Here is a 13363-nt window from a genome sequence, read left to right as displayed (position 1 = left end):
TATAACCACTACCAGATGAAATTAGCTGCGATTGATATAGGTTCCAATGCTGCCAGGTTGCTCATTTCTGAAGCATCCCCCAACAGCGCCGGTGTAATGGACTTTACCAAATTAAACCTGGTAAGAGTACCGCTCCGCCTGGGGTTTGATGTGTTCAACAGCAATGTTATTTCAGAAAAAAGAGCCGCACACCTCATCAACACCATTAAAGCCTATAAGCTATTGCTGGATGTATATGAAGTGAAATACCTCAAAGCCTGCGCTACCTCTGCCATGCGGGATGCCAGCAATGCCGGCGCTATTTTGCAGGAAGTAAGAACACAAACCGGTATCGATATCAAAGTAATTTCCGGGCAGGAAGAAGCTGCCTTCATTTACGAAAACCATGTGGCAGAAAACATGGATAAAACCAAGTCTTACCTGTACATAGACGTAGGCGGTGGTAGTACAGAACTCACCCTGTTTGGTGGTGGCAAACAAATATTCAAGGAATCCTTCAACATCGGTACCATCCGCCTGTTACAGCAACAGGTAACAGACGCCCAGTGGCAGGGAATGAAAGACTTCCTGAAACAACAGTTAAAATATGTAGGCCCCGTGATGGCGATTGGTTCCGGTGGCAACATCAATAAAATCTTCTCGCTATCCAAACGCAAAGAAGGCAAGCCGCTTTCACTTGATACGTTGAAAGACTACTACAAGGAATTCAGCAATTTCACTGTGGAAGAACGCATTCACCTGTACAACCTCCGGGAAGACCGTGCAGATGTAATTGTACCTGCCCTGCAGATCTACATCAACGTGATGCGTTGGGCAGATACCCCCGAAATTTATGTACCAAAAATCGGGTTGGCGGATGGCCTCATCCATGCGCTATACGAAGAAATAGCTGTAAACAGCCAGCTGTAAAAGGTTAGCTATTGGCCTTAGTATCAAAGTACTAATTACTGATAGCTAACCATTTTAAGCTTACCACTCCCTCCTACCGCTTAAAAAAAACTTTTCCTTTTATCTTTTTATATCACCACCTTTGCGGTTATTGCTAACAGCAAAATGCTAAAAGCTACTGCTTATGTCTGTGAATAAAGAAATAAAGCGTATCACCACGCATACACTGCAGAAGATGAAAGTGGATGGAGAAAAGATATCTATGCTCACTGCGTACGATTACTCCATGGCCCGCATTTTTGACGATGCCGGGATTGATATAATATTGGTCGGTGATTCCGCTTCCAATGTAATGGCGGGACATGAAACCACGCTCCCTATTACACTGGACCAGATGATTTACCATGCTGCTTCTGTAGTTAGAGCGATTAAACGCTGCTTCGTAGTGGTAGATCTTCCGTTTGGTTCTTACCAGGGTAATTCCAAAGAAGCGCTTAGCTCTGCTATCCGCATTATGAAGGAAACCGGTGCACACGGAATCAAAATTGAAGGCGGTGAAGAAATCATTGAATCTGTAAAAAGAATCATCTCCGCTGGCGTACCTGTAATGGGACACTTAGGCTTAACACCGCAATCGATCTACAAATTCGGTACCTATGCCGTACGGGCAACCGAAGAAGCGGAAGCCAATAAACTGATCAACGATGCGAAACTGCTGCAGGAAGCAGGCTGCTTCGCCATTGTACTGGAAAAAATCCCTGCTGCCCTGGCGAAAATAGTGTCGGAGTCTGTAGGTATTCCAATCATTGGCATTGGCGCCGGCAAATATGTAGACGGACAAGTACTGGTGATGCACGATATGCTCGGCATCAACAAAGATTTTAAACCACGCTTCCTCCGTCGTTACCTGGACCTTTACACCCAGATCTATGACGCTACTCAGGGTTACATCAATGATGTAAAAACTAAAGACTTCCCGAACGATAACGAGCAGTATTAAAAATTACGAATTACGAATTACGAATTACGGATTTGTGGGAAGATTATAGCGGATAGCCTTCGCGTTTACTATCTTCCCACAAATCCGTAATTCGTAATTCGTAATTCGTAATTCGTAATTTTTCCCTATATTCGCTTCGCTAATGAACTACCTGTTAAACATACAGCTTTCTCTACTCTCCTATCTACGGAGCACTTGCTCCCATGTGCCATAAGTAGCACAAGGGATTATCCTTCCCGTCACATCTTTACTACATAGCCGTGAAAGCGGTGTGAATGCTGCATTCCAGCATTTCCTACACTCATTATTGTTATTGGCTGTCGTCATTATTTTTTCGTTTTGGCATCGTTATGCCTGGCGGAAATGTTTCGTGATGGACTTATAACGGTAACGACTATACGTAATTATGTGTATTACTGAATACGTCACTTAAACCCGGAGTTACCAGACTCCGTTCACCACTATAATTCCAAACAGATTATGAAACGTGTAATGATTATTGGCGCCGGCAAGATCGGCGAAACCGCTGCTTTTCTTTTGCAACAGTCCGGCGACTATACCGTAACCCTGGCAGACAGCAACCAGGCATTACTGGACAAATGTACTGACACGCATATCCGTAAAACTATACTGGATGTAAACGATGCGCAGGCATTGGAACAAAGCCTGAAAGACCAGGATATGGTACTCAGCGCCTGTCCTTTTTTCCTGAACGTAAAAATTGCTACTGCCGCGGCCAAAGCCAATACCCACTACTTTGATTTAACAGAAGATGTAGCCACCACCAACGCCATCCGCGAAATTGCCGCCAACGCTAACGTAAGTTTTATGCCACAATGTGGACTGGCGCCGGGTTTCATCAGCATTGCCGCGCATGATATCGCCAAACAATTTGATTCACTGGACGCGGTTCGCCTGCGTGTAGGCGCTCTCCCCCAGTTTCCTACCAACAGCCTCATGTACAACCTCACCTGGAGCACCGATGGCCTGATCAATGAATACTGCAACCCCTGCGATGCCATCTACGAAGGCCAACGCAAAGAAGTAATGCCGATGGAAGGCTACGAACGCTTTGCACTGGACGGTGTAGAATACGAAGCCTTTAACACCTCCGGCGGATTAGGCGCCCTGGCGGAAATACTGGACAACAAGGTGTACAACCTCGACTATAAAACCGTGCGCTACCCGGGCCACTGCCAACTAATGAAAATCCTGCTGAGCGAGCTAAAACTGAATAAAAAGAGAGATATTTTGAAGGAGATTATGGAAGATAGCATACCTTTCACTGCGCAGGACGTAGTACTGGTATTTGTGTCTGTTTCCGGCCTGGTAAACGGTCGCTCTGTGCAACGTTCCTACTCCCGTAAGATATATAACCAGTCGGTAGCCGGCAAAGACTTCACCGCTATCCAACTGACTACCGCCGGCGCTGCCTGTGCAGTAATTGACCTGCACGCCAAAGGTCTCCTTCCCGCCAACGGGTTTGTTCGCCAGGAAGACGTGGTATTTAATGATTTAATTAATAACCGCTTCGCGGTATACTATAATTAGTTTTTAAGCAGTAAAAATTAGTAAATTCCTCTGGAGAAGAGCCTCTTTACTAAAAAACACTAACAGCTAAAGGCTAAAACGCTTCATCTCATGTTAAAAGATGTATTAAAAGGGCTGATGGATCGCTATCAGCAGCGCGTTCCGGACGTGGCAGCAGTGATTGCCGCCATGATAAAAGAAGGGATGATTCAACAGGCGGATGATATCGAAAATGATCATATCGCCTTCAGAACAATGGGAGTCCCACAATTAGGTGTACAATCCCTGGAGAAGATATTTCTCCATTATGGCTACAAAAAAATGGATAAATACCATTTTGCTGCCAAGAAACTGGATGCCTGGTGGTATGCGCCTCCGGCGCCTGAATACCCCCGCATTTTCATCAGTGAGCTGCGGGTAAACGACCTCAGTGAAGCCGCACAGGCAATCATTCACCGCTATACCAGCGAAGTCACCACAGACCCGGTAAATGCCCTGAACCTGGACGATGCCAAAGCAGTAGACGCTTTCCTCCACAGCTCCCTCTGGCGCACGCCCACCCTGGCGGATTACCAGTTGCTGGCTGCCGAAAGTGAATACGCTGCCTGGGTGATTTACAACCGGTACTACCTCAATCACTTCACGGTGAGCGTACATAACCTGCCTGCAGGATATAATACTGTGGCCGACTTCAACGTATTCCTGGAGAAACATGGTTTCCGTTTGAATGATGCCGGTGGTAAAATCAAAACCAGCCCCGACGGCGCCTTACTGCAAAGCGCTACGGTAGCAGGTATGATCACAGCTGAATTTGCCGGTGGCGATACCCTGCCCATCGCGGGGTCTTATGTAGAGTTTGCTGAAAGAAAGGTACTGCCACAATTTGCCCACCTGCCTGCTGCTGAAATAGGCAGGGCACAGCGCCGGGAAGGCTTTGAGGCCGGTAATGCCGACAAGATCTTTGAAAGCACTTACGCCACCCAAACAAAAAAAAGTTCCTAATTTCGTTTAATAATACACCCATAATGGAAGATATCTTAAAAGCATTCGGGATCACTACAGAACAGAGTGGTATTAGCACCGGTAACAACTGGCTGCCTGCTCACGGAGCAGAAATCACCTCCTTTTCACCGGTGAACAACAAGAAGATTACTAGTGTAAAAAGCGCTACCCGGGAGGATTACGACCTGGTAGTAGCCGTAGCACAGGAAGCTTTCAAAGAATGGCGGATGTGGCCTGCTCCTAAAAGAGGGGAAGTAGTAAGACAAATAGGCGTAGCCCTCCGGGAACATAAAGAAGCATTGGGTAAACTGGTATCCTATGAAATGGGAAAAAGTTTACAGGAAGGATATGGCGAAGTACAGGAGATGATTGACATCTGTGATTTTGCGGTTGGACTTTCCCGTCAGTTACATGGTTTAACCATGCACTCTGAGCGCCCGGGACACCGGATGTATGAGCAATGGCATCCAATGGGTATTACCGGCATTATTTCCGCCTTTAACTTCCCGGTAGCCGTTTGGAGTTGGAACTCCATGCTGGCATGGGTTTGTGGAAATGTTTGTATCTGGAAACCTTCAGAAAAAACACCGGTAACCGCGCTGGCCTGCCAACGCATTGTAGCCGATGTATTTGCAGCCAACCATGTACCGGAAGGCGTTTGCTGCCTCGTTACAGGCGCCCGCGATGCCGGCGAATGGATGGCACATGATACCCGTATTCCGCTGGTTTCTGCTACCGGTTCCACCCGCATGGGTAAAGCCGTTGGCGCTGCCGTAGGAGAACGTTTGGGTCGCTCCCTGCTGGAATTGGGTGGCAACAATGCCATTATCATTTCCCAGGATGCAGACCTGGATATGTCGTTGATAGGCGCCGTATTCGGTGCGGTAGGTACTGCCGGACAACGTTGTACCTCCACCCGCCGTTTGATTATTCATGAAAGCGTATACGACAGCTTCACCGCAAAACTGGTGAAAGCCTATGCGCAGCTTCGCATAGGTAATCCGCTGGATCAGCATAACCACGTAGGACCATTGATCGATACTGCTGCGGTAGACGCTTACCTGAATTCTATAGAACAGGTAAAACAGCAAGGCGGCTCCTTCCTCGTGGAAGGCGGTGTATTGACCGGCCATGGTTATGAGTCCGGTTGCTATGTGAAACCTTGTATTGCTGCCGTAGAAAACACTTACGCTATTGTACAGCACGAGACCTTTGCGCCTATCCTGTACGTGATGAAATATAAAACGCTGCCAGAAGCGATTGCTATGCAGAATGATGTACCACAGGGCCTTTCCTCTGCCATCATGACCCTGAACCTGCGGGAAGCAGAACAATTCCTGTCGCAGGCCGGCTCTGATTGTGGTATTGCCAACGTTAACATCGGTACTTCCGGTGCTGAAATCGGTGGCGCCTTTGGTGGTGAGAAAGAAACCGGTGGTGGCCGTGAAAGTGGATCAGACGCGTGGAAAGCGTATATGCGCCGTCAAACCAATACCATCAATTATTCCAACAGTTTGCCGCTGGCACAGGGTATTAAATTTGATATCTGATCTGTTATCATAAAAAGAGAAAAGGAGAACATACTACTTTGTATGTTCTCCTTTTTTTATAATTTCTGGAAATTAATTTTTCGTCAATGCTTGGTGGTCTTTTCAGCTCCGAGGCCATCGCCCCGGAGCTTTTAATATTCGTGACAGGAATCGACCCGATCAGATTTTAAAAGCGGTTGATAAAACAGGTTCTGCATATTAGTACCAGCAACTTCAAGCTGCTCACTCTCTACATACACCGATCACATGGTTTTAAAAATAGTAGCGAGGTTAGAGAACCCCGCTTTTCGTTAAACGGAAACCATGCTTATGAGAAAAGTAAGCAATAGCGGGATGCTATTAAATACTCTTCCGGATATAAATATTACACTTTTTTCTGAATATTCATATTCAACTTTTGTGCTACTGCCGTATTATTACTACTGCGTTTTACGACTAAAACCTGTCCAGATCCTTTGTCATAAAGGGTTTTAACATCTTTACCCCTTACGCCTACCTGCCGTATCATCGCAGCAATATTTTCCGGATCGCTACAAATAACGATGGTTTTACCGCTGTTTTTCTTTATCATGTCTTTTACAATACTGGAAGTCAGCTCCGGATCGCCGTTTAACCGGAAATAATCGAGTTGTTGTTGCCGTGCTTTCGCCAGGGGCGTAACGGTTTGAATCGCACGGTTAATAAAGGTTGTGTAGATCGCGCTAATGCTGGTACCTTCCAGGGAACTAACCAACTGGTTGGCCTGGTCTGTTCCGGAAGAACTCAAACCTGGATCTGTAGAGGGAGATGATTCCACTTCACCTGCATTCACGAAAATAATGGTGGTTACTTCGGGCTCAGTAGCAAATACCTGAGTACCGGTGGCCAGCATGGCGGCCATGAAGAGAGCTTTCAACATGATGGGTAGATTTAAAAATTAATTTTTTAAAAGTGATGAAACGAACCTGTAAATCTCGTTTAGCACAAGGGTAGATGAGAGTATATATAGCCCTTAAGGAATGATGTAAAACTAGATTAGTTATAAACACCGGCAAAACAGATTGTGACAGGTGGCAACGGGACTTGTCGGACCCCTCTATCAAGATAAGATTAAGCAAACGGTTTTCGCTGCAAATCAGCACCTTATCCCGCCCCCCCAATGATTCAATCTCCCAATCAACCAACATATAGCGCGCTTATCATTAATATTTAATGTTATACCGCTTTTTCTATACCTTTATTCCTTTCATCAGGATATTTTTTAGTTGTTTTACTATATCGGGAAAATTATTGAACATGAAATTGTTTAGTCGAGAGGTCGCAGTTATGGCCGGATGTGTTGCATTATTGACTGCATTTACAACAAATACCAGCGCGCAAAGTAAGACGCAGGTCCCCAAAAACTGGCATCTGTTGAGTTATGATACTGACAGTGTGTATGGTACTTCTACAGAAAAAGCATATAAAGAATTGTTAAAAGGGAAGAAAAGCACGCCCGTTATTGTGGCGGTGATTGACTCCGGTATTGATACCACCCACGAAGACCTCAAAAAGGTGTTGTGGACCAATACCCGCGAGATTCCCGGCAATGGTAAAGACGACGACCATAACGGTTATGTGGACGATATTCATGGCTGGAACTTCCTGGGAGGTAAAGATGGAAGTAGTGTAAAAGAAGATTCGGAAGAAGCTGCCCGCGAATATTACCGCTATAAAACCCTGTATGGCAACCCGGATTCTGCACTTGCCAACAACTCCAAAGAATTAGCCACCTGGCAACAACTCCAGGCGAAAGTAGAAAAGCCAACTTCCCAGTTTAAGATGCAATACAAAAGCATGTCTAAACTGCAGGAAAACGTAAATAAATGCGAATCTATCCTCAAAACCTACCTGGGTAAGGAGGATTTCAATGTAGCCCAGCTGGACAGTATCCAAACTACTAACCAGGATGTGCTGCTGGCACGCAACTTCATGACCCGCTTATTAAAAAGCGCGGGTGATGTACCTGCCTCTTTCAGCGACTTCAAAATGGAGTTCGACGAATACATGAATGAGCTGAAACGTAAGGCAGAAAGTACAGAAGTATTACCAAACGCCAACAGGGAACGCATCATCGGCGATAACCTGAACGATATCAATGATAACAAATACGGTAACAATGATGTAATGGGCTCCTTTGGTTTCCATGGCACCCACGTATCGGGTATTATCGCTGCCTCCAGGAACAACAGTGTTGGTATGGACGGCATTGCGGATAACGTACGCATCATGTTTGTTAAAGCCGTTCCGGATGGCGATGAAAGAGACAAAGACGTTGCCCTGGCCATCCGTTATGCGGTTGACAACGGCGCGCAAATCATTAACATGAGCTTTGGTAAACCTTTTTCACCGCATAAAGACTGGGTAGACGCGGCAGTGAAATATGCAGAGGAAAAAGGCGTATTGTTGGTACATGCTGCCGGCAACGATGGCAACAACAATGATTCAATCGCCAACTTCCCTAATCCTGATTACCTGGATGGCACTACTGCTACCAACTTCATCACCGTAGGCGCCAGCAACAATGGCACTACTGCGGATAAAGTAGCCAGCTTCTCCAACTACGGTAAAAAAGGTGTTGACCTGTTTGCACCTGGTGTGCAAATCTATTCTACCATTCCCGGTGGCAACAAGTATGGCAGCGCCAGCGGAACCAGTATGGCCAGCCCGGTAGTAGCAGGCGTAGCAGCACTGGTACTCTCCTACTATCCTGAATTGAGCGCCAAACAGCTGAAATATGTGCTGGAAAAGAGTGCTACGCCATTACCTGATGGCACTACCATGGTGAACAAACCAGGCGGCGGTCCGGACGACAAAGTGAATTTCGCAGACTTGTCTAAAACAGGAGGACTGGTAAACAGTTATGAAGCATTAAAGCTGGCTGCTACCATTAAAGGAGAAAATGTGAAGGGTAAAAAGCAGCACAAAGCGAAAGTAAAATCTATTAAAAAGAATTAATACCATCGGGGTTTATTGTTTCGGCAATAAACCCCGATTAATATTTGTCCTACTACTTAACGAGGCGTAAGCTCAGCGGGTATTTGTAAGATTCGCCCTTACTGGCTTTCACTGCCGCAATGATGCTGAAAGTAATATTGATCAGCCAAATTACGCCTAATAAACCTCCCCAACTTAACGCGAAGTCAATTCCTCCCCAGCCTGGTCCCCAGAAATTACCCCAGAATCCATTATTAATATTCACAATCAGCGTAACCAATACATTAGCAATACTGACAGAAATCTGAAAGTTAATGGCTTCTTTGCCTTGCTCGTCAACGAAAGTAGATTCGTTCCGTTTGATCAGCCAGAGAATAAGTACGCCAATAATGTTGTTTACAACACGAAGAGGAAGGATAGTCATGCCTATGATGCCACCCAGGTGTACGAGGATTCCCCAGGTACGCTCATCTTTTTGGTTCATAAAATAGAGATTAATATTAATGGGAAGTTAGCAGCTTATTTTAGCATATCAAAAAAAAGGGAGAGGAAAAAAACTACAAACCTGTAAGCCGGATTCTGTTTCCCGCGGTAGCGGGACTGCTATCATTTATCTGCGACAACGTTCGCACGTTGTCTGTATCTGCCTACCCTCGGTCATCGGGCGAGCAGCCCTCAAGCAACCGTATACATGGCATTTCAGCACGCAAGGTTTACCCGCACAAACAGTTACCTGCCTGCACCGTGGGCTCTTACCCCACATTTTCACCCTTACCCCCCACCATTGGCGGGGGGCGGTCATTTTCTGTGGCACTTGCTGTTCCCCTCCCGCTATAAGCGGGAGAAGCCCCACCCGTTAGGTGGTGCGTTGCTCTGCGCTGTCCGGACTTTCCTTCTCACTGCACAAGTCAGTGAAACGATAGCACGGTTTGTAGTTGAGGCGCGAAGGTAAAGAAAATTATTACCTAAACGTTATTTCTGTAGCACCATAGCCATATTTTGCATGATATTGGTTTACAAAACTGGCTACTTCCGGTGTTTGCTTTAATATCTGGTGAATTTCGTCTTTAAGCTTTCCCTTGCCGATACCATGGATAACAATCAGGTTATGCTGACGGTGACTGATGGCCAGGTCCAGGTAACGCTGGAAGGCATTGAGCTGTACGGCCAGGATAGCGATGTTACTCATTCCTTTCCAGTTTTTCTCCAGGGCTTCAATGTGCAGATCTACTTCCTGCTTGGGTTCGAGCGATGTTTCCGGCTGCAATTGTATTTTGCTCAGCAGGCTGGCAAAATTACCTGATCCCAGGGTAGTAACAGGCGCCTTCTTCTTAGAAGGTTCTGCAGCTGCAGGCGGTTCCGGCGCTTTCTCCGGAAATTTATCGAATAAGGTGTAGGTGATGGTCGCCTCTTCTTTTGCCCGTAGTTCCTGCAACTGTACAAACATTTGTTTCGGCTTTATTTTCCAGGTCTTCTGTACAGAAGTTGCCAGCTTGGGTTGTGGCTCTTTCAGGAAAAAAGAAAATTCGAACCGCGGATTATCATTCAGCGATTCAAATATCAGGTCGGCCAGGTAGAAATTGTTATAAGGCTGAATTTCATTTTTAATTTCCAGGTCCAGCTGATTATTCAACCAAATCTGAAAATAAAAACGCATGGCATGTGGCGTGTCGTTGAACAGGTGAAACTTCATCAGTTTCACTACTTCATCCAGGCCATCCATTTGGTATACCGGCAAAACAGACAGGAACATACCTTTGTCTGTTTTAAATACTTCGTACTTACTTCTATCTACTTTAATCTCATCCCCAGGAATCAGTCTGGGCTTTTCTTTCACCACTTTTTGCTGGGTGAACCGATGGAAATATGGGAAGTCAATCTGGTCCAGATAAACCGGGAAAGAGGTACCTTTTACCTCGATCATCACCATATTATCATTCACAATGTCAACAACCGTTCCTTCTTCTTTTGAACTCAACAGCAAGATGCCGTCGCCTATTTGGTATTTCATAATTGCATTCTTCTGAAATACAAAAATAGAATATTGAAGGGACTTGCGTAGAAGAGATTTAGCAAACGAGGGTTCCGGTGATATCAGGGCTGTTGCTAGAAGTCAACATATTTGCGGTTGCGCACTTTTTCCGGATGTTTGCGCATGTACTCATCTACAGAGATACGGCCACTGCCTTCTATTGCAAACACAATCAGTAACAGCAGTACTACTACGGATAAAGCCATAAATGGATAAACACTAAATAAGCCTGTTGCAGAATGGTTCATTAAAACGGCCCCGATTAATACCGGGATATTGCAGATAGCACAGAACCTGGTGAGGAGGCCCATCGCAATAAATAAACCGCCTACGGTATGGGCAAATACGATGTAATGCCCTAACATTACGGAGATGGCAGCCAGTGCTGGTTTCTGACTAATTACGCCTATCAGATCATCTCTGTTCATGACAAACAATACACCCATTGCCATTAGAAATATTCCCAGCAGAATACGTACGGCACTCAGCCAATTAGGGCTATGTGTATCGCCCCAGTGTTCAACCCGTTGTAGCATGTTCATAAAACATATTTTAAGGATCAAAGAGCAGATGTATATGTAGGGATCAAAGAACCTTTATGAAGATACGAAAAAAAGCGCAAAGCAGAAAGGCGAAAGCATAAAGCTATTTTGGCGAATGATCAGCGCGAATGGATAATATCCGCATTGATCATTCGCCAAAATAGCTTTATGCTTTCGCCTTTCTGCTTTATGCTTTCTTTGCCAACTTACTATTGGTATAGCTGTAGGCAAAATAAATAGTTAAGCCCAGTGCCAGCCAGATGGAGAATACGATCCAGTTTTTCAGGGCAATTTCTGTCATCAGATAAAAACAGCTGAGCATGCCCAAAACGGGTATCAGCGAGAGTTTACGGGTAGCAGAGAAAAAGGTGATCAATATGGTTACTACCACAAAAAGGTAGAAAGGAATATTGTGTTTCCATACTTCCCAACCTCCTTCGGTAGATAGTTTGGCCAAAATTTCTTTATGAAATAAGGCTACCAGGCCGATGACGAGGGCAGGAACGATGATTTGCCCACTGATATAAGGTAATTGAAAACGCTTTACATTGGCCTTTTCCTCTCTCGGTAATATTAAAACACCACCGCAAACAAGGATAAAGGCAAACAGGGTACCAATACTGGTCAGATCTGTTACAATGGTCAGGTTCAGGAACAGTGCCGGTAAACCTACAATAATACCTGTAACAATAGTAGCGTAGGAAGGTGTTTTAAAACGCGGGTGAATTTTGCTGAAACGCTTGGGTAACAGGCCATCGCGGCTCATACTCATCCAGATACGCGGCTGGCCGATCTGGAATACCAGCAATACACTGGTAGTAGCCACTACCGCACTAACAGAAATCAGGTAACTGATCCAGGGTAAATTTACCTGGTGGAAAACGAAGGCCAGCGGGTCGTCTACTTTTAATTTGTAGTACGGCACCATGCCGGTCAGCACAAAGGAAATGAGGATATATAATACGGTACAGATGACCAACGAATAGATCATACCCTTGGGCAAATCCCTTTGCGGGTTCTGACATTCTTCCGCCGTGGTACTGATCGCATCAAAGCCAATATAAGCGAAAAATACGGCCGATACACCTTTCAGGACACCGGAGAACCCGTTTGGCATAAAAGGCGTCCAATTCGCCTTATTTACATAAAAGAAGCCGACCACGATCACAAACAGGATCACCAGTATTTTAAGCGCCACCATAAAATTAGCGCTTCTTTTACTTTCCTGTATCCCTACGTAAGCGAGATAAGTAACGATAAATACAATTAAAAATGCCGGCAGGTTCAGGATAATGGGAATACTGCCGATATGCGGAGCGGCAGCTATAATTTCAGGCGTAGCGCTGTCATAATTACTGGCGAGCCACGACGGCAAACTCATTCCCAAACCGGATAATAGGTTATTGAAATATCCGCTCCACGAAATTGCCACGGCAATATTCCCGATAGCGTATTCCAGGATCAGGGCCCAGCCAATCACCCAGGCTGCCAGTTCTCCAAAAGTAACGTAAGAATAAGTATAAGCACTACCGGAAACGGGGACGCGGGAAGCAAATTCCGCGTAGCAAAGGGCGGAAAAACCGCAGGTAACCGCCGTGATCACAAACAGCAGGGATACACCAGGGCCACCATGGAATGACGCCTCACCGATCGTGGAAAAAATACCTGCGCCAATAACAGCGGCAATCCCCATTGCGGTAAGGTCTTTCACCTTTAATACCTGATGCAACCCTCGTGTTTCATGACCGTCTGCCAATCCATCTGTGGCATCTTTTAAAATAGTGGAAAGGGACTTCTTTCGAAACAGCGAATTTGACATTGGCGAAGGAATTACGTGTTACAGTTGTTTTTTAATGTACTAAAG

At 45.6% G+C, this 13363-nt stretch carries 11 protein-coding genes and 1 other RNA gene; 6 read left to right on the top strand and 6 right to left on the bottom strand.

From position 1 onward, the window contains the following. Nucleotides 1-15 precede the first annotated feature (15 nt). The 5 genes from AC5ZC7_RS11765 (at nt 16) to amaB (ending at nt 5970) form a co-directional block, all read left to right on the top strand. A complete protein-coding gene (locus tag AC5ZC7_RS11765) occupies nt 16-909 on the top strand; it encodes a Ppx/GppA phosphatase family protein (RefSeq protein ID WP_496159092.1) in 894 nt (297 codons plus the stop codon). 163 nt (nt 910-1072) lie between these two features. Beyond that, nucleotides 1073-1888 (top strand): 3-methyl-2-oxobutanoate hydroxymethyltransferase, encoded by an 816-nt coding sequence (panB, locus tag AC5ZC7_RS11760; protein WP_496159093.1) that lies wholly within the window; start codon nt 1073-1075, stop codon nt 1886-1888. A gap of 480 nt (nt 1889-2368) precedes the next feature. Further along, nucleotides 2369-3439 carry a saccharopine dehydrogenase C-terminal domain-containing protein gene (locus AC5ZC7_RS11755; RefSeq protein WP_496159094.1) on the top strand — a complete coding sequence of 357 codons (1071 nt, stop codon included), beginning with the start codon at nt 2369-2371 and terminating at the stop codon, nt 3437-3439. Between the two features lie 90 nt (nt 3440-3529). Next, nucleotides 3530-4420 carry a 2-oxoadipate dioxygenase/decarboxylase family protein gene (locus AC5ZC7_RS11750; protein WP_496159095.1) on the top strand — a complete coding sequence of 297 codons (891 nt, stop codon included), beginning with the start codon at nt 3530-3532 and terminating at the stop codon, nt 4418-4420. A gap of 23 nt (nt 4421-4443) precedes the next feature. Beyond that, nucleotides 4444-5970 (top strand): L-piperidine-6-carboxylate dehydrogenase, encoded by a 1527-nt coding sequence (amaB, locus tag AC5ZC7_RS11745; protein WP_496159096.1) that lies wholly within the window; start codon nt 4444-4446, stop codon nt 5968-5970. Between the two features lie 364 nt (nt 5971-6334). Here amaB and AC5ZC7_RS11740 read toward each other — a convergent pair whose 3' ends face one another. After that, a complete protein-coding gene (locus tag AC5ZC7_RS11740; protein WP_496159097.1) occupies nt 6335-6868 on the bottom strand; it encodes a histidine phosphatase family protein in 534 nt (177 codons plus the stop codon). Between the two features lie 377 nt (nt 6869-7245). On the opposite strand from AC5ZC7_RS11740, the gene AC5ZC7_RS11735 reads away from it, so the two are divergent. Further along, nucleotides 7246-8946, top strand: a complete 1701-nt coding sequence (locus tag AC5ZC7_RS11735; RefSeq protein WP_496159098.1) for a S8 family serine peptidase — start codon at nt 7246-7248, stop codon at nt 8944-8946. Nucleotides 8947-8998: 52 nt separating this feature from the next. On the opposite strand, the gene AC5ZC7_RS11730 is transcribed toward AC5ZC7_RS11735, so the two are convergent. The 5 genes from AC5ZC7_RS11730 to AC5ZC7_RS11710 all read right to left on the bottom strand — a co-directional run bounded on the left by AC5ZC7_RS11730 (nt 8999) and on the right by AC5ZC7_RS11710 (nt 13318). Continuing rightward, nucleotides 8999-9409: a magnetosome magnetite crystal formation protein family gene (locus AC5ZC7_RS11730; protein WP_496159099.1), complete on the bottom strand. Its 411-nt coding sequence runs from the start codon at nt 9407-9409 to the stop codon at nt 8999-9001. Between the two features lie 68 nt (nt 9410-9477). Continuing rightward, nucleotides 9478-9861, bottom strand: an RNA gene (rnpB, locus tag AC5ZC7_RS11725) — RNase P RNA component class A. Between the two features lie 25 nt (nt 9862-9886). Next, nucleotides 9887-10936, bottom strand: coding sequence for a Smr/MutS family protein (locus AC5ZC7_RS11720; RefSeq protein ID WP_496159100.1), 1050 nt, complete (start codon nt 10934-10936; stop codon nt 9887-9889). Nucleotides 10937-11031: 95 nt separating this feature from the next. Further along, nucleotides 11032-11499 (bottom strand): DoxX family membrane protein, encoded by a 468-nt coding sequence (locus AC5ZC7_RS11715; RefSeq protein ID WP_496159101.1) that lies wholly within the window; start codon nt 11497-11499, stop codon nt 11032-11034. 187 nt (nt 11500-11686) lie between these two features. After that, nucleotides 11687-13318, bottom strand: a complete 1632-nt coding sequence (locus AC5ZC7_RS11710; protein ID WP_496159102.1) for an amino acid permease — start codon at nt 13316-13318, stop codon at nt 11687-11689. Nucleotides 13319-13363 lie beyond the last annotated feature (45 nt).

It is taken from the genome of Chitinophaga sp. 9-1-y (genome assembly GCF_059511905.2).
This window is presented reverse-complemented; position numbering and strand designations above follow the sequence as displayed.

Coding starts and splice junctions, on each gene's coding strand:
- AC5ZC7_RS11765 (WP_496159092.1), top strand. CDS start 16: ATGAAATTAGCTGCGATTGATATAGGTTCCAATGCTGCCAGGTTGCTC.
- panB (WP_496159093.1), top strand. CDS start 1,073: ATGTCTGTGAATAAAGAAATAAAGCGTATCACCACGCATACACTGCAG.
- AC5ZC7_RS11755 (WP_496159094.1), top strand. CDS start 2,369: ATGAAACGTGTAATGATTATTGGCGCCGGCAAGATCGGCGAAACCGCT.
- AC5ZC7_RS11750 (WP_496159095.1), top strand. CDS start 3,530: ATGTTAAAAGATGTATTAAAAGGGCTGATGGATCGCTATCAGCAGCGC.
- amaB (WP_496159096.1), top strand. CDS start 4,444: ATGGAAGATATCTTAAAAGCATTCGGGATCACTACAGAACAGAGTGGT.
- AC5ZC7_RS11740 (WP_496159097.1), bottom strand. CDS start 6,868: ATGTTGAAAGCTCTCTTCATGGCCGCCATGCTGGCCACCGGTACTCAG.
- AC5ZC7_RS11735 (WP_496159098.1), top strand. CDS start 7,246: ATGAAATTGTTTAGTCGAGAGGTCGCAGTTATGGCCGGATGTGTTGCA.
- AC5ZC7_RS11730 (WP_496159099.1), bottom strand. CDS start 9,409: ATGAACCAAAAAGATGAGCGTACCTGGGGAATCCTCGTACACCTGGGT.
- AC5ZC7_RS11720 (WP_496159100.1), bottom strand. CDS start 10,936: ATGAAATACCAAATAGGCGACGGCATCTTGCTGTTGAGTTCAAAAGAA.
- AC5ZC7_RS11715 (WP_496159101.1), bottom strand. CDS start 11,499: ATGAACATGCTACAACGGGTTGAACACTGGGGCGATACACATAGCCCT.
- AC5ZC7_RS11710 (WP_496159102.1), bottom strand. CDS start 13,318: ATGTCAAATTCGCTGTTTCGAAAGAAGTCCCTTTCCACTATTTTAAAA.